The sequence below is a fragment of the Candidatus Nitronereus thalassa genome, assembly GCF_032191465.1.
GTDB classification, from domain to species: domain Bacteria; phylum Nitrospirota; class Nitrospiria; order Nitrospirales; family UBA8639; genus Nitronereus; species Nitronereus thalassa.
Genome location: NZ_JAQOUE010000001.1, coordinates 69,810 through 92,718, shown reverse-complemented (window position 1 = coordinate 92,718; position 22,909 = coordinate 69,810). Strand labels below are relative to the sequence as shown.

The window sequence follows — 22,909 nt, the reverse complement described above, 5'->3', positions numbered from 1 at the left end:
TTCATTCCAGCACTTTATTCACCAAATCTCTACTGGCCATTTCCCCGGTCCTTCCAAGCCTCGCTTCTGATCATCAGAGAGAAAAAGCGCATGGATTGCGGCCTTTCGTCCTATTCAGAATAGGGACCGGAGAATTCCTGAGTAACATCTAGGAGAGAATTTTGATGAATTAGCGTGGAGGGAATCCAAAGAGTTGGCGTTGTGTGGCCCAATCGAGAGGAATGGGCCGGCGAAATCGTTCCAAGGTCATAGTGACGGGTTGCGTCCCATTGAGAATCGCCTCAATGATATCCGGCGCAAGAAAACTGACCCGGAGCAATCGCATCATGTACCGAGCCTTCACCGCTTGTTCTTTGGCGAACTGTTTGAGAGAAATGTTCGAACCCGTGAGCAATTGTTCCCGCCAGTGATAGCCACGAACCACTGCTCGGACGAGGACAGCATTCGGCTTGGCATTGACACCATCACCTGAGCCGTTGACGAGAATGTGGTGCTTCCCTCCACGCGGCACGAGTGTAAAGGGCACTTCTAATTGCAGAGGATGCGCATCCTCTTCATTGTTAATGTCCTGTGTCAGATCAAGCAGAGACAGTCCACCGGTGAGGTTCAGCGTGATACGAACCTTGTTCCGACTCACCACCACTTTTTGAATAATCCGACGTAACACCTGGCACTGTTCCTGATCCGACATGCGAACAAGTCGCTTCGCCAGTTCTTGCGAACCGTCCTCCTTGGTCAATGTTCCGATCACCTGATTGTTTACCAGTTGCTCAAGCTCGTGGGATGGCAAGCGAGCCACACTCCCCGCCTCATGTTCTCGATACTGCAGTACGGCCTGGCTTATATAATAATGATAGCGGCGTGACCCTTTGCGTCCGTGACTCGGACTCATCCGATTGCCGACATCGTCATAGAGCAAGCCCTTCAACAATGATGGGGAAGCCACCCGCGCATCAGTGAGAAACTCCTGACGATGGCTTTCCAGCAAGGCCTGGGTCTTCTCCCACAAGCGCTCATCTATGATGGCGTGATGTGCACCTGGATAGATCTGTCCTTTGTGTTCGATTTCTCCCCGATACAAACGATTCTGAAGTATCCGATACAGATGCCCACGAGAAAATGTTCCTCCCCCGACGATTTGTCCTCCACGACATTGATAGCGTTTCGAACGATATCCTTTGGCCTCGAGTTCTTTTCTCAATACCCCCACAGACCCTAAGGCCACATACTTCTCATAAATATGTCGAACTACCTCAGCTTCTGCTTCATTTACCACAAGCGTTCGCTCCTGAATGTCATAGCCCAAAGCCGGAAACCCGCCCATCCACAATCCTTTTTGCTTTGAGGCCAAGACCTTGTCACGAATGCGTTCTCCCGTGACTTCCCGCTCAAACTGTGCAAATGATAAGAGCACGTTCAGCATGAGTCGACCCGTGGAGGTGGTGGTATTCACGGGCTGCGTGACCGAGGCAAAAGAGACGCCATGGGTATCAAAGAGATCCACGAGTTTGGCAAAGTCCCGTAACGACCGGGTCAAGCGATCTACTTTATAGACCACGACAATCTGAATGCGTTTGGCTTGGATATCCGTGAGCAAGTGTTGGACTCCCGGTCGCTCAAGCGTTCCGCCAGAATATCCCCCGTCATCATACCGTGTCGTACAAAGACACCAGCCTTCCGGGGCCTGACTTTTCACATACGCTTCGCCCGCCTCCCGTTGGGCATCAAGGGAGTTGAAGGCTTGATCCAATCCTTCTTCCGACGATTTTCGGGTATAGACCGCACACCAAAGACGAGGCGGTTTCCGATGGGTTTGGTCTTTGGCGCTCTTCTGTGAAGTCGTCCGTTTGGCGTTGCGTGTGGTCATGGCAGCGAAGAGTTATTGTGTCTTCTTTTGTGATGGTTGCCGTAAGCCGAAAAAGACCGGACCATTCCAGCGGGTGCCCGTAATCAATCGGGCGATGGCGGATAAACTCTGATACGTTGTGCCGTTATAGGCAAAGCCGCGGTCCTGCACCATGACGGTATAGCGTCGGCCTTGCCATTCCTTGACTAAAACAGTTCCAGGTTGAAAGCGGGAAGGCGTGTTCTGAACGTGGGTTGAATCGTTCGCACGAACTTTTTTCTGGAGTGTTTTCAAGCGTCGTTGCACGGAAGGAACCAGTCCTCCACATTGCTGAGCTTGCAGTTGCCAGGCTAATCCCAGCAACAGGAATTCTCGAGCACTAGTACATCTCGGGGGTGGGCCAACCACATTGGTCCAGATCTGCAGCAGTTCAGGTGTGGACTTATGATACAGCGAATCGATGGAAAGATGAGAAGATGGCACAACAAGCTAGCTCCGATAGTCTCTCCCATGGACGCTTGCTGAGGCAGCTGAAGTCAAGTCCTTTTCCTCCAGAATTCCCCTTTCCTGGCTCGTTAGGGCGAATTTCTCTCATTACCCTCTAAAAGTCCCCCTGAGCAATATAGTGACGACGCCGTTCCACCTGCCACGTGAGAAATTGCGACACACTATCCACTTGGTCATCGTAGTGAGCTTGCGGAAAGGCTAAAAACTCGGCTTTAAATTCTTCAAGCCAGGACGCTTTCTGAGGCAGATGCACATGACCCGCTTCAATCGTGGCCGAATGATTCGAGAGCCGCATTACTTTTTCTCCTTGCGGCTTAATGCCAATGGGCCGTGGGAAGTTATCAATCCGCATATCTCGAATGTCTTGAATGAGAGCCATCCCAGACGCCGTATCTTCAATCAAAAGCGTGTGCGTAAAAAACTTCTGGGCATGAGAAATCACCATTTTTCGAAGATCTGGATAATCCAAGCGCAGTCGCAAGACCTCCAGAAGATAGTAATCATCACCCTTCTGATGCCAGGTCGTACACACGGAGTAATCCGCAAGCTCCGCCGCTTTCGACGCCGTGTCCCACGACTGGACAATTTTATCCCCCCGCTCAAAGGCCGGTGGCGTATCGTATCGTTGAAACCACTTCCACTTGATGAGGTTGCCGTCTTCAGGCACGGGTTGCTGCTGATATTGAGCGGAAAAGTTATAACTCCCGATCATGGATTGGATCGCCTCAAGCACCTCCATCGATTCACGTTCCGGGTGCAGAAGGGAACCTGGTTTTCGTTTCCAAATGCGTCCATCTGACAACGTAAAGGATTGAGGGAATTCAGCAATGGCGGGTAAGTTGAGATGCACCCAGCGTTCTTTCCCTAACACATGAGCGACCAAATCATCGACATGTAATCGTTGCATCACATGAATGATGGCTCCTTCGACTTTGTTATCCAGTCGGGAGTAGAGGGTCCCGTCATACCATTGCTTCAGCGTATCTCGTTTCACTTTGGATAACATGTCCTGCGGTTTCGCCGGGTCATCAATAATGAGTAGGTTGCCACCACGTCCCGTGAGCGAGCCTCCCACCGACGTGGCATACCGAATCCCCTTTTGCGTGGTTTCCAGATCCAGCTCGGCATTACGCATCAGCTGCGTCCATGGAAACACCTGGCGGTAAAACTCACTCTCCATGACTGCGCGGGTATCCCGCGCCAGCTTAGAGGCCAGTTCGTACCCATAGCTTACATTGATGATGCGTTTCGTGGGATCTTTGCCTAAGAGCCACGCCACAAACGCGATCGACACACAGATGGACTTCAGACTGCGCGGCGGCATGGTAATTAGTAACCGCGTGATCTCACCGCGATAGACTCGCATCAAAAAATCAGCAATGACGGTAATATGCCAATTCGATAAAAAGACGTCCCCCGGTGAGACAATCTGAAAAGCCTTGGCAATGAAGGCTTCCAAATCCGCACGCAGAAGCGCATGAAATACTCTCTTCTCATCATCCGACATCATGGCGACCTCCCTGTTGTGTTGACGTCTCCTGTTCCCTTGCCCCGCGTCCCGCAAAGAATCGCTCTAAAATCGCACGATCTTCCTGACTCAACGGGGTAGGGTTCTCCTCCTGTTCGTCCAGCACCAAATGAACCGAGATTAAGCGGATTAACAGGGAGGTCGCTCGGATATCGCCTTTCAAGGACAACTCGACCGTACGCTTGAGCATCGCGCGCTGTTTCGACAACACCACGGTCCTTCCGCCTTCCGTCACGCGAATCTGTTCGAGGAGTTCCTCCTGAAGATCTGTTTTAAAATTTTTAGTGCCCTTGGGACGGCCTTGCGGGTTGCCGGATTGCCCTCTCTGAAATTGCGTAGACTTCGGTGGCTTTTTGTATCCCACCTCATAGTCTACTATTGACGGATCTTCTATCGAGGCATCGTGATCACTATCTCTATAATCAGGAATGCTGTGTTCAGGATTCTCATTCATGGCCCACCTCCTTTCGTCGTTCCTCGAAGGTCTGCCCAGTCTTGGCATGAAACGCCTCGTATCCGGTGTAGGACTGCCAGCGCAGGATGGCGGTATCGACGTACCTTGGATCTAGCTCCATGACATACGCCTTGCGACCGGTTTGTTCCGCGGCCATCAGGGTCGTGCCACTCCCCGCACAACAATCCAGGATGATCCCATTTCGATGCGAACAATCTTTGATAGCATCAGCGACTAGGGCCACGGGCTTCACTGTGGGGTGCATGGAAAGTTCCTCGAGCCGCCCTTCGCGAAAGGCATTGACTCCGGCATAGTCCCAGACGTTTGTGCGGTAGCGACCCTGCTGGCCCAATTCAAAGTTGTTGATATGTGGTTGTGGCCCATTCTTTGCGACAAGAATCAGTTCATGTTTGGACCGATAGAACGAACCCATGCCTCCATTACTTTTGTTCCACACAACCAGATTCTTGATTTCGTGGTACGCGGACCGAGCTGCGGTGAGCAATTCATACAGATGCCGCCAATCCATACAGATAAAGTGGATGGCACCATCCTGACTGAAGGCCGTCAGATGACTAAACAGCGCTTGAAGAAATGCCGTGAACTCGCCTTCAGACATTTCGCCAGCAGCCATAGCGAAGTCGTGATGCTGGATAGAGCCAAGACCCACGGCATGCCCGGCCATGGGCACGTTGTAGGGCGGATCAACAAAGACCATGTGTGCCGGATGTGATCCCATCAACTGCTGATAGGATTCTTTGTGTCTCGCATCACCACACAACAAGCGATGAGGGCCTAACAGAAACAGATCACCTTCTCGACTAACCGGCGGCAAGGCGGTATCCATAGCGGGAATCTCATTCGCCTCGTCATCGTTGCCCACGGGATCAAGACCCTCGATCATCACGTCAATTTCTGACGTGTCGAATCCGGTAATGGTGAGATCGAAGTCGATTTCCAACTCGTCTAAATATTGAAGTTCAAGGGCTAAGAGCTCCCTATCCCAACCAGCCAATTCGGCCAAACGATTGTCGGCGATTACATAGGCTCGAACCTGCTCCTCGGTCAGATACTCCAGACAGATCGTCGGAACGGTTTCCAATCCAAGAAGTTTCGCGGCTGCGAGTCGCCCATGGCCAGCGATGACTCGCTTAGTTGCATCAATAAGAATAGGATTCGTGAATCCAAAGGTCCGGATGCTATCAACAAGTTTCTGGATTTGTTTCTTGCTATGCGTTCGTGGATTGCGAGAATAGGGATGGAGGGCCTCAATAAGCTGATGATTGATGTGTATGTCACGCAGACAGTGTTTCATGATAATTTCCTTTCTCCTGCTTGTGGCTGAGCCCCATCCACATGAGGGTCTTATTGACCTGCATGGATGGGCAGCCGGAATGAATAATGAATAAATGAAGAACTGAAGGCGGTCCCAAGAAGGAGAATGAGCAAAGAGAGATCGACACGAGGAGCAGGAACGACAGCGAAGAAACGCACGTGTCGAGGGGATGAGGATGAAGAAGAGTGAACTGAACGTAGTGCATGGCGAAACTCCTTTTGGAACCGGGGAGCCTCGCCTGAAAAGACAAAAAAAGACGCGACGCCGGACAAGCTTGTCCCTACCGCCCGATTGATTCGATCAATCGATTGGTATGAGCTCCTCCGGGCATCACGCCCTCACTGGCTGATGGCAGTTCCTGGTTCGTCCAGGACTAGAGATTGGTCCATCAGCACAAGCTACTTATTTAATTATACTTAATGTATAACACAGACTATTGAATTGCGCAATGGGGCACTTCCATACGGTGGATCGAGTCCTTTACTCAACTATTTAATCCTTCGACTAACACTTAATCAGCGCAGGCCACGGCTTCGATCCCTCTACGACCCACAACCTTTCTCAACGACTTGGGTGGTTCTCGCCAAGACCCTGTTCGGGAAAAAACCTGTTTTAGATCTATTTCTGGGAATTGGGCTGGACTCCTTTCTCCTTTGATCTTAATGTAATCGACTACGATATTCTGTTACATAGCGTGATTTAAGACAGCATCGAGGAAAGACTAGTCATTTGGAGGCGGTCTAGTAATATAACAATTCGTTTGACGTCATCGCAGAGTTTTCGTTCTCCGACCGCTACCGACGGTGAGTTCAATTGATCAACGCAACACTTTATCTTATCTTCTAGAGATGGAGTGTGACGATGAAACACCGAACCCGCATTTACTTTAGTGCTGAACAGCGAGCGGACATTTGGGATCGATGGCAGCATGGCGAATCCATGAGTTCAATTGGCCGCCTCTTTGAGAGAGAGTCCTCCTCGATTTATCCTATTCTTGCGTCGAGCGGGGGAATTCGCCCTCCCACGAGAAAGCGGTCACGATTCGCCCTGAGCTTGTCGGAACGCGAAGAGATTTCCCGTGGGGTCGCCAGGAAGCAATCTATTCGCGGCATTGCTCTTCAGATCAAACGATCGCCCTCAACGATTAGTCGTGAACTCACTCGCAATGGGGGGTATGATAGCTATCGAGCTTCGGCAGCAGATCAAGCCGCCTGGGATCGCGCTCACCGACCCAAACGCTGCAAGCTTGCTCGCCGTCGCTCTTTAGCAAAAGTGGTTGCGGCCAAACTGCAACAGCAGTGGTCCCCCCAGCAAATCGCTGGGTGGTTGAAGAGACAACATCCTGATCGAGAACACGAACGCGTGTCCCACGAAACCATCTATCGCAGTCTGTATATTCAGGCGAGAGGCGTCTTGAAAAAGGAACTGCAGGCCTGTCTCCGAACCCAACGAGCCATTCGCCGATCGAAGCATGCGAGTCTGAAGCGCCAAGGATTGGGGAAAATCACCAATGCCGTCTCGATTAAGGACCGGCCCGCCTCGGTCGAAGATCGTGCGGTCCCTGGGCATTGGGAAGGCGACCTCATTGGCGGAACCCACAACAGTTATATTGCGACGTTAGTTGAGCGCCATTCGCGGTATGTCATGTTGGCCAAAATAGAAAAGAAGGATGCGGAAACCGTGGCGGCGGCCCTCATTAAGCATGCCCAGCGCCTCCCCACCGAACTGTATCAATCGTTGACCTGGGACCGAGGCACCGAGATGGCGAAGCATCAGCATTTCACCCTTGCCACGGATATTGCCGTATACTTTTGTGATCCGAAGAGTCCGTGGCAACGGGGATCCAATGAGAATACGAACCGACTGCTCAGGCAGTACCTTCCCAAGGGAACCGACTTATCCAGACACACGCAAGCCCAGCTGAATACAGTGGCTCGGCAATTGAACGAACGCCCGAGAAAAACTTTAGACTACGAAACACCAGCAGAGAAATTCCATGCCTGTGTTGCAGCGACCGGTTGAACTCACCACAAAGCGGACATGCAGTTTGTCCCAGCTTGGTTTTCTATTTTTGCTTTTGCCTTTATTCTCTGAAAACCAAAAATCCAATGGGCCTTTTTCTGTGTAACCTATTGATTTTGTAGGTTTTCCAATTTTTGGTTTTCGTAAAAGCAATAATTGAGAGGCCAATGGAGAATTCAGGAATCCAAACTTTGGTGGTTAGGGTGCTACGCGTTTTGGTGTGAAAATGTACGGTAAGGGTTTCCTGTTTTTGGTAGACTCTATTTTTTAAAGGAATTTTACCTTGTCCTATTACATTATAAAGCTCATCATCACCACGCTCCTGATTGTTCTCATATCCGAAATATCGAAACGCAGTTCATTCATTGGTGCGATTTTGGCCTCTGCACCACTTGTTTCGGTCCTTGCGATGATGTGGCTGTATATCGATACACGAGACGCTTTAAAAATCACCGCACTCTCCAACAGTATCTTTTGGCTCGTATTAGCCTCCTTGCCACTATTTCTTGTGTTACCGTTATTGCTCAAAGCTGGAGTAAATTTTTATCTGAGCATGGCAATGAGTATCAGTTTAACGGTTCTCTGCTATTGGCTAATGGTCACCGTGCTCGATCACTTTGGAGTCAAACTGTAAGCTTCCTTCTAACAAAGGGGTCGAGCTACCCCTGGAAAATAAAGAGATGTTGCAAAACTGATCCTTATTGCAACTGACTTTACTCTTCAATGAAAACAACAGGTTCGTTGTTGCACAACCCAGTTGCAGAAAGATCCGATAAAAATTGGGTCTGGGCTCCATCTCTAGATCCGTTTCTAAGCGTACAATTTCTCCAGAATACGCGTAGTACCCTAATTATATAAAGATCACAAGATTTCCCCACCTATTGACCGCTCAAGTTCCGTAAGGGCAATTGAAAGGTCGTATTGAGCTTTTGTGTACTCCAGGATGGTGTGCCATAGAACACGTTGCGCATCTAGCATTTCCAGAAGACTCGCTTGGCCATATTGAAAACTGACTCGGGCAATTCGTACGGCTTCTTCTGCTTGTTTGAGAAGGCCTTTTTTATAGGTATTGATTTGCGCCGCATTAGCCTGTGACTGATGGAAGTTCTGAGTCACTTCTTTCATGGTGTCGTTTTTCCATTTTAAAAGATCTGCTTCGATTTCATGTTGTGTGCCTAACGCATTAGCAATTTCTCCCTCACGCTGATACCAAAGGGGAAGAGGCACGGTCAGCCCTCCTAAGAAGGACTCACGTCCCGCATCGCGTTCATAGGAGCCGCTGAGAGTGACATTGGGAACCCGTGTGAGTTTTTCTTCCCTAAGACGTTGTTGGGCTTGCGCGAGGAGTTTCTGAAATTTCTCTCGGGTGGGATGTTGGTGAAGGGCTTGTGTGATCAGGGTATTGAGATTCATATCTTCGGACCATGATTTAAAGCTTCCTTGAATCTTAAATTGTGTTTCCAAAGGCTTTCCTGTGAGGGAGTTTAAGGACGCCCTCGCTACAAAAACAGCATTGTGAGCGCTCGTCATTTCTTTTTGAACTTTTAATAACTCCACTTCAATTTTGGGCTTCGTCCAAAAGGCAAACGGAAGGTTGATGGACACAATGCCGCCGAATCCATCTTCTTCATTGCGGTTCAGCCAGCGCTGCGCCTCCACGCGAAGGTGGGGATAGGTTTGGAGTTCTGCCAGTTTGATCGTGGAATCGAATTGCTGCACTGCCAACCCAGCTTCGAGGATTTCCGGCCGCTGCTGAACAGCTTGGTTTTGAAGATGCTCCCATGAAAGGGGCTTTGGCTCACTCATCGGTTCGAGGGGGACCCCCAACGAAGCCTCAGCATCACGATTTAACATCGTGTTGAGGTGCGCCCGAGCTGTCTGCTTTTGCTGTTCAAGAATTGGAAGGTGCTGAAACCACTTCGACTGTTCGACTTGAGCTTTTAATACATCCACTTGGGTCCCTTTGCCAACACGGAATTTGGCTGTCGCCGCATCAAAAAATTGCTTGAGACGCTTGGCCTCCTGATGATGAATCTCAATGGCTTGGTGGGCATAAAACAATTCATAGTAAGCTACCTTCACTGCCGCAATAATTTCGCGTTTCTTCCCCGCCAAGCGTTGTTCAGCTTGTTCCACCACTTTCTCAGCAATGTGTTCCTGCTGAGATAAGGTACCGGGATAAGGAAATTGTTGGCCGAGTCCAATGATGGTTCTGTCCGACCGTGTCACATCCAATGAGTTTGGTGTATTCCATAGGCGAAGAGTTAATTCGGGATCCTCCAAAGATTTGCTTTGCGGAACCCGCTCAATCATCGCTTCAACCAGGGCTTGTTCCGCTACCAATTCCGGATTGTTTTGAAGCGCCTCTTGAATGAGTGGACCAAGTTGTATGATCTCGTTGCTTGAAATCTGAGCCCCTGCCGAGATGGGCCAAGACAGTCCAAGAAAAAAGGTGCTGAGCAACAAACACTTCCAGCAAATTCTTTGTACTAGTTTCATATGATGCTCCAATCCGACCCAGCTCTTCTCCACCTTGAAAAACTGGGGAAAAGAGAAACCTAGCCTCGAAAATCTTTCCTGATACAACAGAAAGATTGGCTTGTAATCTGTTAACTCAAACAATTAGGGGTGTGAAGGGAAAACGAGGAGGGTATCAAATACGAAAAACTGAATTGAGGACAAGAGTATCCTTCGGGGGCACAACTTGCCCTCTTGTAGCTATGGGGAAGAATTGACTACTCGTAACAAAACCGGGAAAGAAAAAAGGAACTTTCTCAGCAAGTACCAAATTTGGAATGTCTGGAGAGGAAATATCCGGTCCGGATTGGACCGCGAGGGATTTAAACCCCTGACAAAATTGCGAAGCTGGTTCTTCCCCCGGGGTGGTGCAATCACTCCCGTGGCTCACTTTCATGCCGCCATAAATCGGAACAAGGCAAGCATAGGCATTGAAGCTGAGGGAAAGAAAGAGACCAACAAGAAACACTATTAAAATTCTTCGTGAGTTTCTCATATTGTTTTTCATTATATTCCCGCAACGCTGCTTCCGCAAGGAAAAATGAAGGAGTCCAATTCAATCTATGTCGAAACCCTCGGGAAAATTATTTTCCAAATCGCCCTTGACTCTCCACTTAGCTGGAGGGTTTATACTACAAAAATATGAAGACTTTATTCATTGGAACTATCGCTAAACAGGCGGGGGTACCCATAAAAACCATCCGATACTATGAGGAGGTAAGATTGCTTCCCCAACCAGTACGCACTTCAGCAGGATATCGGACTTATGCGTTCCCCATAATTGACCGTCTGATGTTTATAAAGAAAGCCCAAACCCTTGGGCTCACGCTAAAGGATATTAAAACCTTCTTAGACCTGGCTGACCGGGGACATTGTCCATGCGGCCATGTGCAACACACACTCAAGCAAAGCCTTCAAGGACTTCGTCGGAAGATTGCCGACTTGAAAGAAATCGAAAAGAAGCTCGTGGGTGCCATGCGTCAGAAGTGTCCACCGGATTTCAAACCAAGCGGATCAGCTATTTGCCCCAAAATACAACGTAAACCTAAACAAAGGAGGGTCATGAGATGAGCGACTCAAAGCGAGTTTCATTATGTCCAGCATGTGGAGCATGTCCTGAAGTTGTTCTCAACCAACGTTCAGAAGAAGTTTTAATTGGAGAAGAAGGGAATTTGACGAAGCTAAACAAAGAGGCCTGGAACACATTAGTGAAAAAAATTCGTGCAGGTGAGTTGGCAGAGATGTGATTGGGAACCCTGTTTAAGGATTTTACCACTAGTTAATAGGTGAAAAAATTTTCTCATTGCATAGTGAGCTTGCGATGCACGCTAAAACGATGCTGTAGCCTATGTCAGATTGCGATTGTTCGGTAAAACTCGAATCTAGGGAGCAGAGCCGTGTCCTCTGGACTCTTTTGGCAATTAACGCTTCAATGTTCGTTGCAGAGATCATTACGGGAATCATCGCAGAATCAACTGGACTAATTGCGGATTCTCTGGATATGCTGTCGGATGCAGCCGTATACGCTCTCGGCCTTTATGCGGTGGGCAAAGTGACTGGCATAAAGATACGTGCAGCATTATTGAGCGAAATTTTTCAGATCGTATTGGCATTGGGTGTTGCCATAGAGATCATACGCCGCTTGATCTGGGGAAGCGAGCCGGAACCACTCTACATGATCAGTGTCAGCATCCTCGCTTTGATCGCAAATATATTATGCCTAGCCCTAATTTCAAAACACCGGGATGGTGAAATCCATATGCGTGCCAGCTGGATTTTCTCGAGGAACGATGTGATTGCGAATACCGGCGTTATTCTTGGGGGCATCTTGGTATACGTTCTTGATTCTCGAATGCCTGACTTGTTGATCGGCACTCTAATTATCCTGGTCGTTTTGAGAGGAGGTCTTACGATCTTAAGCGATGCTCGCTACGAGCGGGAAAATATGATGCCTCGGTCGTGATTTATTCATTTTAATTGTGTGAGGAAGGATAGCTGTACGATCAAATCTTAGCTACTTCAAATAATTAAATTTAGAATAAAAGGGAATTTTTTGAATTCTAAATGTTTTCTGACCGCTTCACCTCAAAAAGGGTAAGAGCCAACATTGGGTACTACGCGTATTCCTGCGAAAATGTACGCTTAGCGACCTGTCTTGAGATGGCAACCTGACCTAAATTTTCATCAGATATTTTTGCAACTGGTTTGTGCAACATGGAAGCCGTTGTTTTCATTGAGCATAGGAATTGGTTGCAGAATGGAACCTTTTTGCATCATTCCCACTTTGAAAATCGTTCTCATTTCCCCAAGGGGGTGTTATTTATTATTCCTCAAATAACACATCAATAATAGGGCACACTGGAACCTGCCCCCCTTTGCACTGGGAAGAAATATCCGCAAGCGTTTTTTGAAGCCGCCGCAGATCAGTGATTTTCTTGTTCACATCTTTCAAATGGTTCTCCGTTATGATTTTGACCTCTTGACACGTATATTTTTTCCCATCAACCAATCGGAGAAGGGTCCGAATTTCATCCAATGAAAACCCCAATTCCCGGCTCCGACAGATAAACCCTAACCGTTTTATTTGCTCGTTGTTATAAACTCGCCGTCCCCCTTCCGTCCGCAAGGGTTTTGGAAGAAGACCTATCCGCTCATAGTACCGGATCGTTTCAATATGGCATCCGGTCTTTTGCGAAAGGGTTCCAATCAACATAATTTTCCTCCTCAAAAATCTCTTGCACCTGTAGTCACTACAGGTTTTATCATGATTGCAGACATGGAGGAAATGATCATGAAAGGAAAAGGAATTTACGCCACCGGAGGCCTCATTGGAGCGGTGTTAGCCTCTACATGCTGCATTGCACCCTTTGTCTTCCTGCTTTTAGGTGTTAGTGGTGCGTGGATTAGTTACCTGACCGCTTTGGCTCCGTATCAACCCTTTTTCCTTCTTATTAGCCTTGGGTTCTTAGGAGCAGGATTTTGGAAGGTGTACGGAAAGGCCACAGCGACCTGTGCAGAGAGTGCTACTTGCGGCCCATCTCGGTCAGATAAAGCTGTCAAAGTCGCTTTGTGGACAGCAACGCTCCTCATTGTAACCGCTCTAGGTGTGGAATGGATTGGAGCTATTTTATTGTAAGGAACGTTTTCATGAAAAGATTTTTTGTCATTCTCACAATATGTGTTTTGTTAACGTCAAGCGGGACCGCATTGGCAGAAGACAAAACCATCACTCTTCCCGTGGAAAACATGACTTGTACGTTATGTCCATTGACGGTGAGAAGGGCATTAAAGGCTGTCGGGGGGGTTCATGAAGCCCATGTGTCTCTGGAAACAGAGAAGGCTGTGGTGAGCTTCGACGACGAAAGCGTAGATGTGGAAACCTTAATTACAGCCACTACCAATGCAGGATTTCCCTCGACCTTAAATAGGGAGGATCAGTCTGATGACGACGAAGACGTCCGACTTTAACCTTGAGTCAACTATTACGTGCCCGGAGTGCGGATTTAAAAATACGGAAACGATGCCCACTGATTCCTGCCGGGTGGTCTATGACTGCCAAAGTTGCCAAACGATCCTTCGACCGAAGGCCGGTGATTGTTGTGTGTTCTGTTCGTATGGGGATGTCCCGTGCCCACCCATTCAGCAGTCACCAACCTGAGAATAGGAAAGTGAGAAATCCGAGGCCTTCTTCTGAGGAGGGAAGGCATGCGATGGACTTCAACGATCGTGGCTTTGTGCGGGATTATCCTTTTCAGGACGACTGTGTTAGCAGAAGGTCCGAGATCCTATCACATTACCATGGAACAACCTGCCCCGTATTATTCTCCTGTGTTGGCAAACGTTCCTTCTGGATCACCAGTTCAGTGGGATAACAAAACGGCCACCGTCCACACCATTACGCACGATGATTGTCTGAACCAAAAAGGGTGTATGTTTGACTCCGGTGCGGTAGCCCCAGGAGAAAGTTTTACCCTTTCTCATATCAAACCCGGTACGTATCCGTATTTCTGCCGTCTCCATCCGATTATGCGGGGAACCATCATCGTAAAAGGGAACAAAAGCGAACTACGCTCCAACCCAAAAGGTAGCCCCACTTCTTAGCGCACAATTTCGCAGGAATACGCGTAGTACCCAAACATCCCCGAATGGATGCATTAGAGTTTAGCGGTTCGCAATCTTAGTGCGTTGGTTATTACTGAGACCGAACTGAACGTCATCGCTGCTGCTGCGATGATGGGACTAAGGAGGATTCCAAATACTGGGTACAAGATTCCAGCAGCTACCGGAACTCCAAGGCTATTGTATATGAAGGCGAAGAACATGTTTTGACGGATATTCCGCATGGTGGCCTGGCTTAAACGTCGTGCGCGTGCAATTCCTCTCAGGTCTCCTTTGATTAATGTAACCCCCGCGCTTTCCATGGCTACATCTGTTCCTGTGCCCATGGCTATTCCTACGTTGGCCTGGGCCAAGGCAGGTGCATCATTAATTCCGTCGCCCGCCATTGCTACTACCTGACCTTGGTTTTGCAGTTTTTTGACTTCTTGCCCTTTGTTTTCTGGAAGAACTTCAGCAATAACTTCATCGATACCCAGTTTGCGTGCCACAACTTGTGCAGTTTTTTTATTATCACCAGTCAGCATGACCACACGAACCTTGTTGTCATGTAGCATTTGAACAGCTTCTGGGGTAGAAGCTTTTATAGGGTCAGAGACTCCAATTAAGCCTGCCAATTCATCATTAGCAGCGACAAACATCACCGTTTGACCTTCCTCGCGGAGACCATCAACTTGGGCATTAATTTTTTTGAGTTTGTCTGATGCTATGCCAATTTCTCCTTCGAGGAATAGCCTAGTCCCAAGAGCCACGTCCTTATTCTTCACTTTTCCCATAACACCTTTTCCAGTAACAGAGCGGAAGTTCCTTACCTCGGATAATTCAAGTTTCTTTTCTTTTGCACCAGCTAGGATGGCTGCTGCTAGGGGATGCTCGCTGTTTCGCTCCAAACTGGCTCCTAGTTGAAGAAGGTATTTCTCATCCCATCCATTAAGGGGAAGAAGAGATGTCACGCGAGGTTTTCCCTCTGTCAGCGTTCCTGTTTTATCTACAACTAAAGTGGTAACCTTTTCCATTATTTCCAAGGCTTCCGCGTTCTTTATCAAGACACCTGCGGTTGCACCCCGTCCCGTTCCCACCATAATGGACATTGGCGTGGCTAATCCCAATGCACAAGGGCACGCGATGATTAATACAGCGACCGCGTTTACGAGGGCAAAGGTCATCCGAGGCTCTGGGCCAAACACAGCCCATATGATGAAGGTAAGGATTGCTATTAATAGGACCACGGGAACGAAATAACTGGAGACCACATCTGCCAATCGTTGGATGGGAGCTCGGCTTCTTTGAGCTTCGCTGACCATTCGTACAATTTGAGCAAGCATCGTTTCACTGCCGACTCGTTCTGCCATCATGACTAATGAACCTGTCCCATTTACGGTTCCGCCCGTCACTTTGTTTCCTTTTATTTTTTCTACAGGGATTGGTTCTCCAGTAATCATTGATTCATCCACTGAGCTTTGTCCTTCCAAAACCACGCCATCGACTGGAATTTTTTCACCAGGCCGGATTCTCAAATGATTTCCAAGCTGTACTTGATCGATTGGAATATCTTCTTCCCGCCCATCTTCAAAAACTATACGTGCCGTTTTTGGTGCGAGGCCCAGGAGAGCTTTGATTGCGCTACTAGTCTGGCTCCGAGCTTTCAGTTCCATAACTTGGCCTAATAAGACCAATACAATTATGATGGCGGCCGCTTCGAAGTACACCGCGACTTCTCCACTTGGGCCGCGAAATGATGCAGGAAAGAGCTCCGGCAAAAGGGTTGCCACCACGCTATACACATAGGCAGTGCCAGTTCCGATTGCGATAAGGGTAAACATGTTGAGGCTTCGATTGACCATGGAAGCCCACCCTCGTTGGAAGAAAGGCCACCCTGCCCACAACACCACAGGAGTAGAAAATACGAGTTGAATCCAGCCAAGCAATTTTCCGTTTATAAAGCTCTCTAATTTGAGTCCCGGAATCATTTCGGACATTGCAAAAAATAAAACGGGGGTTGCCAAAACGAGGCCTACCCAAAAGCGCTTTTGCATATCGACCAGCTCTGGATTGACTTCTTCTTCAATCGCAGCCGTTTGAGGCTCTAAGGCCATCCCACAAATAGGACAGGATCCAGGGGTATCCTGAACTATCTCTGGATGCATGGGACACATATATTTTGTGTGGGAAGTTTGTAGTGTTGCAGGAGCAGGCTCTAAAGCCATGCCACAGGAAGGGCAAGGCCCGGGCTTGTCTTGCTGTACCTCAGGACACATGGGGCATGTGAATAAATTACGGGTGTGGTTCGGCGAGGTGGGATGCGGGGATTTATTTTCTCTAGCTAAAAAAGAGTTAGGATTGCTTCGAAAATTTTCCAGACAGTGCGAGCTGCAGAAATAAAAAACCGTGCCACTCCAGGCTTGAGTCAACTTGGAAGTTCGTGGATCTACCGTCATCCCACACACTGGATCTTTGGTAGCTCCTTCATCAGCATGATTCAAAGGGATCAATGAATTGTGTCGGTTTCCTTCTTCATTCAGATTCATGGCAGTCAACCAGAGAGGAGAGTCCCCTTTAATGCTTTTGGTTTTTTAAAATTTAGGAGTAACCTATTTTTTTTCTAACCATTATTGATTTAGTGTTGGAATATTTACATTCTGAATCTTTAGAAGTTTTCAAATCAAGGAATTAATGAGCTGTAATTCATCTCGCACCAAACGAGGTAACAAAAAGTTCCGCCGCACATGTTCTCGACCTGCACGTCCATAATCGCCTCGTTCTCCAGAGTGCTTCAGAAGATGAAGGATTCTTTCAGCACAACCCTCAATGGTATCCACCAAGTTATGTTCAAAACCTTTGGGAACCTGCATGGGAATACCACCAGTTTTTCCTGCGATTATGGGTTTTTCCTTCCATAGTGCTTCTGAGACCACGAGGCCGAAGCCTTCACGTAAGGATTTTTGAATGACCACATCGCAGGCTCGCTGGAACACGTTCACTTCCATGCTTCCGACCCCTCCTAAATTCGTGAAAATGAAAATGTCCGAATCATTGGCAGCTTCCTCTTCAACTTTTTCTAGAAGCGCCCAGCCTTCTGGGTCATCTCCGGCCATAGCCCCAATTAAGGCGAGTTGAACTCCTGGAATTTCTTCTTTGACCAATCGGTAGGCTTGAATGACTCCAAGGGGATCTTTCCAGGGGTCAAACCTGGAAACTTGGAGCAAAATGGGACGAGTGAGAGCCATGCCGGAGTCTGCAACGGCCCGTTTGCAGACATCCAATGGAAGGTCCATATTTTTCGTGGCCATAGGCTCAATGGCTGGAGCGATAAAATGGGCTTTGTTTTTTGGAAGACTCGGCAGCAAAAATCCTGGCATTGTAAAGATGAACGCATCGTATTCTTGAATGAATGGGGTCAAAAAAGCACTGACACTAGGGTCGGGAGCAGAGCTATCAATGTGACAGCGCCAAATCCATTTTGCATTTCGCGGTCCACTAAAATGTCGAATGGCCACGGGTTGTGGATCATGGACAATAAAGACATCATATTCCGTGGACATAAGCTTAGCGCTTTGTTCATTGGCATCTAAATACAAATCGTGCTCCGGGTCTCGCAAATCATAATGGCCCCCCTGCAACCCATTATGAAAAGCCTTCGTCACCGTGAAAAATTCAGGTTGCCCGTGAATGAGACGCCATTCGGCTGAGACGCCGAGAGCCTGAACTAGCGGGAGATAGCGAGAAAGGAGTTCTGCCACTCCTCCCCCATTGGCTGTGGAATTCAAATGACAAATCCGGACTCCCTTAAGCTGATTGGCTAGGGTTTGAATTTCATCAATAATTTCGTCTCCGACAAGGGGCCGGTAGTTTTCAAGATTGGTGGAGGCGGCACAGCAATGTTTTCCGATAGATACTTTCGAGAGCATGATGAACTACCTTTCTAATCGATTTATTTGGTTAAGAATCAACCTTTTTCATAATTTTCTTTCATGGTCGAATGGTAAAGGATCACCATTCCGGTTACGGCTGATAAGGACGAACCTATCAGGATAGCGAATCTCGAAGATTGAATCAGGCCAGAATCGGTGAAGGCCAGCGAAGAAACAAACAGGCTCATGGTGAAGCCTATTCCCCCCAACAACGCTACTCCATAGAGTTGCGACCACTTGATGTCATCAGGTAGTTGCGCAAGCCTCAGTTTCACCGCTATCCATGCCGTCCCAAATATTCCGAGTTGTTTGCCAAGAAACAACCCTGCCATGATCCCAACCGATGCCTTGTTGAAGAGAGTCTCAAGCTGGACACCAGAAAAAGAGACGCCAGCGTTGAAGAAGGCAAATAAGGGAACGACACAAAAAAGCCCCCAAGGTCGTAACTGTCTTTCCGTTTCACCAAGTGGAGAATAGTTCGCTCGATCTGGGACGTGTAAGGGGACAGCAAGTCCGATAAGCACGCCAACCAAAGCGGGTTCAATTCCTGCTTTCAAAGTCGAGACCCAGAGAAATAATGCCACGAATACATAAGCGGCGGGTCTAACAATGTGAAAGATGTTGAGGCCCGCTAATACTGCTCCTCCAATTGCCACCATGGTTAAAGGAAAAAAAGCCAGTTCTTGACCATAGAAAAGTCCAATGATGAAGACGGCGCCAATATCATCAAAGACCGCAACGGCCATGAGGAAGACCTTGAGACTATGAGGTATTCGGGCATTGAAAAAAGACAAGATACCGAGGGCGAGCACGATATCGGTGGCAGTAGGAATTGCCCATCCATGAAGTAACTTTGGATCAGTCCAATTTATGGTTGAGTAAATGGCGGCAGGGAGTGCCATACCACCCAGAGCGGCTAAGCCTGGAAGGGCAAAGAGAGCCGGAGCCCTGAGTTGTCCTTCGAGCAGTTCACGTTTGATTTCGAGTCCAACCAAAAGAAAAAAAATGACCATGAGCCCTTCGTTGATCCATACAGCCAGCGGTTTATCAATAATTAAAGCGCCAAATCGAACGTGAACTGGGGTATGATGGATTGCTTGATACATTGGTTGAAGAGGCGAATTGGCTGCTGCCAGTGCTAACGCCATAGCCCCAATCATAAGGAGACCAGCAGCCTGCTCAGGGTGCAACAGATGACCTTTATTTGGCATTCCTAATCCTTAGAGTCCCGTAACAGAGAGGCCTGGTTTCACATAATTTGGACGACAGGGATTTGGTGTCTTGATTGGGGCTCTCCTGATTCATCCCTAATCGTGCTCTCGTTTGTCACGCAAGAACCGTGGACGGTCGCGAACCGAGATCATCCGAATGAGATCCCGGACAGACAGGATTCCTACAATGGCGTGGTTTTCGGTCACCGGTAAGTGACGAATGCCCTGTTCCGCCATGAGATCACTGGCATCATGCACCGTTCGATTGATATCGATGTCAATGAGGGGGGATCTCATTACCGTACCCACTGTGACGTGGTTGGGATCGTGATCGAGAGCTATTCCTTTTTGAACCAGGTCACGTTCCGTCACAATCCCCACGACTTTCCCCCCTTGCATCACCAACAACGAGCCGATGTGTTTGTTAGCCATCAATGTGGAGGCCATTGATAAGGTTTCCTCTCGGTCTATTTTTTCCATCGCCGTCTGCATGAGGACACTTAAGGGGCGATAGACATCATCCAAATCCCGAATGGGCCCTGACGTTGCATGCACAAAATGTTTCACCAAATCACGAATGGAAATCAGTCCAACGATTTCGTCCTCATCGGCCACATCGGCCACGCAAAGATGACGAACCCTTGACTGCTCCATGACATGGCTGGCCTCCAGCATAGTAGACTGAATAGGAATGGTCAGCAGGGTGGGTGCCATGATCTGGGTTACCATGGTGTCCGAAAGAGATAGACCTTGGGCCAGGCCTTTCCGAACAAGATCAGCTTCCGAAAGCAGCCCAATCATTTTGAAATTTTGGGAAGAGCCTCCTTCTCTGTGAATCAGGACGCATCCAATTTTCTGCTCAGTCATAGTTTTGGCTACTACGACGAGGTTGGTCCCATCCTTGACCGTGACAAGATCCCGCTGCATACAATTTTCAACTCTTTCTCCGGAACTTGTCATGGGGGTTCCTCGATGTTTAGGTTGATGAAGCTTCCGTCATCGATTGTATTTCAGAAGATTTATTCTCTCTATGTCCCCTTGTTCCCCAGGAGCTTGCCCAAACTAAACAGACTTCTGTTGTACCTGACTGTCGAAGTGGATTGGCAGCGATCTTAAATGCAATAAAAAGTCTTCATTGCCCCTTTTGCTGTTCAGTATGCAATTTCGCCAGAGCTTCAGCCTCTTCAGCCGCCTTGGAATATTTCTCCGACAAATTGCGGCAGTGTTGAACCAACACGGAATGTTGTTTTGGCTTGCTCATTCGCTGCTCGTAGCTTTTGGCCATTTGTCTCATTTCTTCAGCCCGTGCACGGAGATTACCCGCTTCTTGTTCGTACCAAGCGGCCAGCCCTGCATGATCGTTTTGTTGCACCAGCTGGCTGGGGGGACCAGAAACGGTCGCACAGCCGACCAGTATGGTAACCAATACCGCTCCCACTAACATTTTCCAGCTTGATCTGTTCTTCATCCTGCACCTCCTCAATAGATGATGGCCCTTCCCATTGTAAATTCACGACCAACTTGAGGGCTAAGGCAAGTTGGTAGCTTATTATGCGCATGGTTGGGATATCTTATTCATACATAAGCATTGGCTGCATACTGTTGCACCATTCGATGCGTGTTAAAAAAGGACGCGTTGAAGGCTATGGATTGGCGCATTACATCAATCCATTGGTCCCGCTCCTGGTAAAACATGGGCACGATTACGGTGCGCAATTTCTGATACAGTTCTTGAGCATCTTCTTGATCCTCTGTTTTCGATTGGGCCAGAGGTTCTGTTGTCGGTCCGATGGACCAACCCGTCACACCCTCGATGTGGCCTTCAATCCACCATCCGTCTAACACACTGAAATTGGGTATCCCGTTATGGACGGCTTTCATTCCCGAGGTTCCCGATGCTTCCAAGGGTCGATGAGGGGTGTTCAGCCAGAGATCAACCCCGGATGTGAGGAGTTTGGCTAACGCGATGTCGTAATTCTCAAGATAGGTGATTGACACGTCGTTCTTGAGTTGCCGCGTAAATTGGACCACCCGTCGAATCATATCCTTGCCCCCACCATCTCGTGGATGCGCTTTGCCCCCGAAGATGAGTTGAATCGGTCCTACTGTCTTTGCAATGTCCGCCAACTGGTCAGGATCGAAAAAGATCAGATCGGCTCGTTTGTACGGCGTCGCTCGTCGTGCGAAGCCCAGGGTCAGCACATCGGTATTGAAAGACAATTGAGTTCGACGGTTGATTTCCTCAATAAGCCGCGCCTTAGCTTCCACATGGGCATCCCATACTTCTTGTTTCGGAAGGCTGATCGCATGCCGAAGGGAAAGCGGGTCCTTTATCCACCCAGGGATGTACCGATCATACAAAGCCTTGAAGCTCTCACAGGTCCAAGTAGTTGAATGCACGCCATTGGTAATAGAATCGATGGCGTAACCTGGGAACATTTCTTGGGACACTTCCCCATGCCTCTTGGCAACACCATTGACATAGTCGCTCATGTTCAACGCAAGAGACGTCATGTTCAGCTGGTCGTTTCCCCCAAGCATTTGAATGAGTTCCAAAGGCAGGGGTTCTCTTAATACTTCCTTCACCAGATCGTAGGAAAAGCGGTCGTGGCCAGCAGGAACCGGTGTGTGGGTGGTAAAAATGCATTGATTGCGAATGCCCGAAAAGTCCCAGTCCAATGATCCCCGACTCCCATGTTCCTCCAAAAGCGTTAAAATCAAAAAGGCTGCGTGTCCTTCATTCATATGAAAGCGTTCGAGTTCCGTGTATCCTAACGCTCGAAGCATGCGTACTCCTCCAACGCCCAACACGATTTCCTGGGCTATCCGATACCGATCGTCCCCACCGTAGAGCCATCCTGTTAACTCCCTATCAGACACTGAATTTCCATTCACGTTGGTATCAAGAAGAATGAGGGGAACTGTAAAGCCGCTGGAACCTACAATGTCATATTGCCAAGCACGAACGACAACCATTCGACCCTCGATAGGCACTTGAATCGACACGGGAAGAAGACGAGCAAAGCGAGAGGGGTCCCATGTCATGGGCAATTCCTGCTGATTGCCCCATTCATCCAGTTTCTGGTCGAAATACCCGTGAGTATAAAGTAAGCTGACACCTACCGTCGGAACTTTAAGGTCTGCACAAGACTTTAAGGTATCACCAGCCAGGATCCCTAAACCTCCACTATAAATGGGCATGTCGGACTCCATGCCCACCTCCATCGAAAAATAGGCAATTCGTCGAGAGATTTTTCCAAAATCCGAGATGGAAGCCCCCAGCCGACCCACAAAACTTTCCGGATCTTCTAAGAAGGTATTCCGGCAAAGTTCTGAACAGAAATGTAATGCCTCTTCATGAAAAAGCATCGTAAGACTTTTTTCTTCGTCCACCATCATGCCGCAAACTAGGTCCTTAACCATATTCATATTGCGTGCTTCCTTTTCCTGATCATTCAATC

Annotated in this window: 23 protein-coding genes; 9 read left to right on the top strand and 14 right to left on the bottom strand. The window is 48.4% G+C overall.

Going from position 1 to position 22,909, the window contains the following annotated elements; all coding sequences use genetic code 11:
* Positions 1 to 169: 169 nt before the first annotated feature.
* The 5 genes from PPG34_RS00430 to PPG34_RS00410 form a co-directional block, all read right to left on the bottom strand.
* Complete coding sequence (locus PPG34_RS00430) at positions 170 to 1,867, bottom strand: recombinase family protein (protein WP_313831153.1); 1,698 nt, start codon at positions 1,865 to 1,867, stop codon at positions 170 to 172.
* Positions 1,868 to 1,879: 12 nt separating this feature from the next.
* The gene (locus PPG34_RS00425) at positions 1,880 to 2,329 is read right to left on the bottom strand and encodes a DUF2924 domain-containing protein (RefSeq protein ID WP_313831152.1); all 450 of its coding nucleotides are present in this window, start codon (positions 2,327 to 2,329) and stop codon (positions 1,880 to 1,882) included.
* Positions 2,330 to 2,447: 118 nt separating this feature from the next.
* The gene (terL, locus tag PPG34_RS00420; protein WP_313831151.1) at positions 2,448 to 3,863 is read right to left on the bottom strand and encodes a phage terminase large subunit; all 1,416 of its coding nucleotides are present in this window, start codon (positions 3,861 to 3,863) and stop codon (positions 2,448 to 2,450) included.
* The gene (locus PPG34_RS00415) at positions 3,850 to 4,335 is read right to left on the bottom strand and encodes a DUF5681 domain-containing protein (RefSeq protein ID WP_313831150.1); all 486 of its coding nucleotides are present in this window, start codon (positions 4,333 to 4,335) and stop codon (positions 3,850 to 3,852) included. Before PPG34_RS00415 ends, terL begins: the two co-directional genes overlap by 14 nt.
* Positions 4,328 to 5,650, bottom strand: coding sequence for a site-specific DNA-methyltransferase (locus tag PPG34_RS00410; protein WP_313831149.1), 1,323 nt, complete (start codon positions 5,648 to 5,650; stop codon positions 4,328 to 4,330). The genes PPG34_RS00415 and PPG34_RS00410 overlap by 8 nt, the downstream gene beginning before the upstream one ends.
* Before the next feature lie 882 nt (positions 5,651 to 6,532).
* Between PPG34_RS00410 and PPG34_RS00405 the strand changes: the two genes are divergently transcribed.
* Together PPG34_RS00405 and PPG34_RS00400 are read left to right on the top strand one after the other, a co-directional pair.
* On the top strand, positions 6,533 to 7,693 hold the full coding sequence (locus PPG34_RS00405) for an IS30 family transposase (RefSeq protein WP_313831148.1): 1,161 nt from the start codon (positions 6,533 to 6,535) through the stop codon (positions 7,691 to 7,693).
* Positions 7,694 to 7,976: 283 nt separating this feature from the next.
* Positions 7,977 to 8,327: a DUF3147 family protein gene (locus PPG34_RS00400; protein WP_313831147.1), complete on the top strand. Its 351-nt coding sequence runs from the start codon at positions 7,977 to 7,979 to the stop codon at positions 8,325 to 8,327.
* 227 nt (positions 8,328 to 8,554) lie between these two features.
* Here PPG34_RS00400 and PPG34_RS00395 read toward each other — a convergent pair whose 3' ends face one another.
* A complete protein-coding gene (locus tag PPG34_RS00395; RefSeq protein ID WP_313831146.1) occupies positions 8,555 to 10,192 on the bottom strand; it encodes a TolC family protein in 1,638 nt (545 codons plus the stop codon).
* Between the two features lie 154 nt (positions 10,193 to 10,346).
* Entirely contained in the window at positions 10,347 to 10,706 is a 360-nt protein-coding gene (locus tag PPG34_RS00390; protein ID WP_313831145.1) for a hypothetical protein, read from the bottom strand.
* 146 nt (positions 10,707 to 10,852) lie between these two features.
* Between PPG34_RS00390 and PPG34_RS00385 the strand changes: the two genes are divergently transcribed.
* The 3 genes from PPG34_RS00385 (at position 10,853) to PPG34_RS00375 (ending at position 12,173) form a co-directional block, all read left to right on the top strand.
* Entirely contained in the window at positions 10,853 to 11,281 is a 429-nt protein-coding gene (locus PPG34_RS00385; RefSeq protein WP_313831144.1) for a heavy metal-responsive transcriptional regulator, read from the top strand.
* Entirely contained in the window at positions 11,278 to 11,457 is a 180-nt protein-coding gene (locus PPG34_RS00380) for a hypothetical protein (protein WP_313831143.1), read from the top strand. The genes PPG34_RS00385 and PPG34_RS00380 overlap by 4 nt, the downstream gene beginning before the upstream one ends.
* Before the next feature lie 101 nt (positions 11,458 to 11,558).
* Positions 11,559 to 12,173, top strand: a complete 615-nt coding sequence (locus PPG34_RS00375) for a cation efflux transmembrane domain-containing protein (protein WP_313831142.1) — start codon at positions 11,559 to 11,561, stop codon at positions 12,171 to 12,173.
* 360 nt (positions 12,174 to 12,533) lie between these two features.
* Here PPG34_RS00375 and PPG34_RS00370 read toward each other — a convergent pair whose 3' ends face one another.
* Positions 12,534 to 12,923, bottom strand: a complete 390-nt coding sequence (locus PPG34_RS00370) for a MerR family transcriptional regulator (RefSeq protein ID WP_313831141.1) — start codon at positions 12,921 to 12,923, stop codon at positions 12,534 to 12,536.
* A 78-nt stretch (positions 12,924 to 13,001) separates the two neighbouring features.
* Here PPG34_RS00370 and PPG34_RS00365 point away from each other — a divergent pair, with 78 nt between their 5' ends.
* From PPG34_RS00365 to PPG34_RS00350, 4 genes are read left to right on the top strand one after another with little or no spacing between them, the layout of a single operon-like run.
* A complete protein-coding gene (locus PPG34_RS00365; protein WP_313831140.1) occupies positions 13,002 to 13,346 on the top strand; it encodes a mercuric transporter MerT family protein in 345 nt (114 codons plus the stop codon).
* A gap of 11 nt (positions 13,347 to 13,357) precedes the next feature.
* Entirely contained in the window at positions 13,358 to 13,678 is a 321-nt protein-coding gene (locus tag PPG34_RS00360) for a cation transporter (protein ID WP_313831139.1), read from the top strand.
* On the top strand, positions 13,653 to 13,868 hold the full coding sequence (locus PPG34_RS00355; RefSeq protein WP_313831138.1) for a GDCCVxC domain-containing (seleno)protein: 216 nt from the start codon (positions 13,653 to 13,655) through the stop codon (positions 13,866 to 13,868). Before PPG34_RS00360 ends, PPG34_RS00355 begins: the two co-directional genes overlap by 26 nt.
* A 47-nt stretch (positions 13,869 to 13,915) precedes the next feature.
* Positions 13,916 to 14,311 carry a cupredoxin domain-containing protein gene (locus PPG34_RS00350; RefSeq protein ID WP_313831137.1) on the top strand — a complete coding sequence of 132 codons (396 nt, stop codon included), beginning with the start codon at positions 13,916 to 13,918 and terminating at the stop codon, positions 14,309 to 14,311.
* A gap of 53 nt (positions 14,312 to 14,364) precedes the next feature.
* On the opposite strand, the gene PPG34_RS00345 is transcribed toward PPG34_RS00350, so the two are convergent.
* The 6 genes from PPG34_RS00345 to glgP form a co-directional block, all read right to left on the bottom strand.
* Positions 14,365 to 16,854 carry a heavy metal translocating P-type ATPase gene (locus PPG34_RS00345; protein ID WP_313831136.1) on the bottom strand — a complete coding sequence of 830 codons (2,490 nt, stop codon included), beginning with the start codon at positions 16,852 to 16,854 and terminating at the stop codon, positions 14,365 to 14,367.
* Positions 16,855 to 16,983: 129 nt separating this feature from the next.
* Entirely contained in the window at positions 16,984 to 18,234 is a 1,251-nt protein-coding gene (locus tag PPG34_RS00340; RefSeq protein WP_313831135.1) for a glycosyltransferase, read from the bottom strand.
* Positions 18,235 to 18,272: 38 nt separating this feature from the next.
* Positions 18,273 to 19,448, bottom strand: coding sequence for a Na+/H+ antiporter NhaA (gene nhaA, locus PPG34_RS00335; RefSeq protein WP_313831134.1), 1,176 nt, complete (start codon positions 19,446 to 19,448; stop codon positions 18,273 to 18,275).
* A gap of 96 nt (positions 19,449 to 19,544) precedes the next feature.
* Positions 19,545 to 20,408, bottom strand: coding sequence for a CBS domain-containing protein (locus PPG34_RS00330; RefSeq protein ID WP_313831133.1), 864 nt, complete (start codon positions 20,406 to 20,408; stop codon positions 19,545 to 19,547).
* Between the two features lie 172 nt (positions 20,409 to 20,580).
* Entirely contained in the window at positions 20,581 to 20,916 is a 336-nt protein-coding gene (locus PPG34_RS00325; RefSeq protein ID WP_313831132.1) for a hypothetical protein, read from the bottom strand.
* Between the two features lie 107 nt (positions 20,917 to 21,023).
* Positions 21,024 to 22,877, bottom strand: coding sequence for an alpha-glucan family phosphorylase (gene glgP / locus PPG34_RS00320; protein ID WP_313831131.1), 1,854 nt, complete (start codon positions 22,875 to 22,877; stop codon positions 21,024 to 21,026).
* Positions 22,878 to 22,909: the final 32 nt, after the last annotated feature.

Bases quoted from the DNA above. Each gene is read 5' to 3' on its own strand.
- terL (WP_313831151.1), bottom strand. From the start codon at position 3,863: ATGATGTCGGATGATGAGAAGAGAGTATTTCATGCGCTTCTGCGTGCG.
- PPG34_RS00325 (WP_313831132.1), bottom strand. From the start codon at position 20,916: ATGAAGAACAGATCAAGCTGGAAAATGTTAGTGGGAGCGGTATTGGTT.
- PPG34_RS00430 (WP_313831153.1), bottom strand. From the start codon at position 1,867: ATGACCACACGCAACGCCAAACGGACGACTTCACAGAAGAGCGCCAAA.
- PPG34_RS00350 (WP_313831137.1), top strand. From the start codon at position 13,916: ATGCGATGGACTTCAACGATCGTGGCTTTGTGCGGGATTATCCTTTTC.
- PPG34_RS00410 (WP_313831149.1), bottom strand. From the start codon at position 5,650: ATGAAACACTGTCTGCGTGACATACACATCAATCATCAGCTTATTGAG.
- PPG34_RS00380 (WP_313831143.1), top strand. From the start codon at position 11,278: ATGAGCGACTCAAAGCGAGTTTCATTATGTCCAGCATGTGGAGCATGT.
- PPG34_RS00330 (WP_313831133.1), bottom strand. From the start codon at position 20,408: ATGACAAGTTCCGGAGAAAGAGTTGAAAATTGTATGCAGCGGGATCTT.
- PPG34_RS00415 (WP_313831150.1), bottom strand. From the start codon at position 4,335: ATGAATGAGAATCCTGAACACAGCATTCCTGATTATAGAGATAGTGAT.
- PPG34_RS00405 (WP_313831148.1), top strand. From the start codon at position 6,533: ATGAAACACCGAACCCGCATTTACTTTAGTGCTGAACAGCGAGCGGAC.
- glgP (WP_313831131.1), bottom strand. From the start codon at position 22,877: ATGAATATGGTTAAGGACCTAGTTTGCGGCATGATGGTGGACGAAGAA.
- PPG34_RS00345 (WP_313831136.1), bottom strand. From the start codon at position 16,854: ATGAATCTGAATGAAGAAGGAAACCGACACAATTCATTGATCCCTTTG.
- PPG34_RS00395 (WP_313831146.1), bottom strand. From the start codon at position 10,192: ATGAAACTAGTACAAAGAATTTGCTGGAAGTGTTTGTTGCTCAGCACC.
- PPG34_RS00375 (WP_313831142.1), top strand. From the start codon at position 11,559: ATGTCAGATTGCGATTGTTCGGTAAAACTCGAATCTAGGGAGCAGAGC.
- nhaA (WP_313831134.1), bottom strand. From the start codon at position 19,448: ATGCCAAATAAAGGTCATCTGTTGCACCCTGAGCAGGCTGCTGGTCTC.
- PPG34_RS00340 (WP_313831135.1), bottom strand. From the start codon at position 18,234: ATGCTCTCGAAAGTATCTATCGGAAAACATTGCTGTGCCGCCTCCACC.
- PPG34_RS00390 (WP_313831145.1), bottom strand. From the start codon at position 10,706: ATGAGAAACTCACGAAGAATTTTAATAGTGTTTCTTGTTGGTCTCTTT.
- PPG34_RS00355 (WP_313831138.1), top strand. From the start codon at position 13,653: ATGACGACGAAGACGTCCGACTTTAACCTTGAGTCAACTATTACGTGC.
- PPG34_RS00360 (WP_313831139.1), top strand. From the start codon at position 13,358: ATGAAAAGATTTTTTGTCATTCTCACAATATGTGTTTTGTTAACGTCA.
- PPG34_RS00370 (WP_313831141.1), bottom strand. From the start codon at position 12,923: ATGTTGATTGGAACCCTTTCGCAAAAGACCGGATGCCATATTGAAACG.
- PPG34_RS00385 (WP_313831144.1), top strand. From the start codon at position 10,853: ATGAAGACTTTATTCATTGGAACTATCGCTAAACAGGCGGGGGTACCC.
- PPG34_RS00365 (WP_313831140.1), top strand. From the start codon at position 13,002: ATGAAAGGAAAAGGAATTTACGCCACCGGAGGCCTCATTGGAGCGGTG.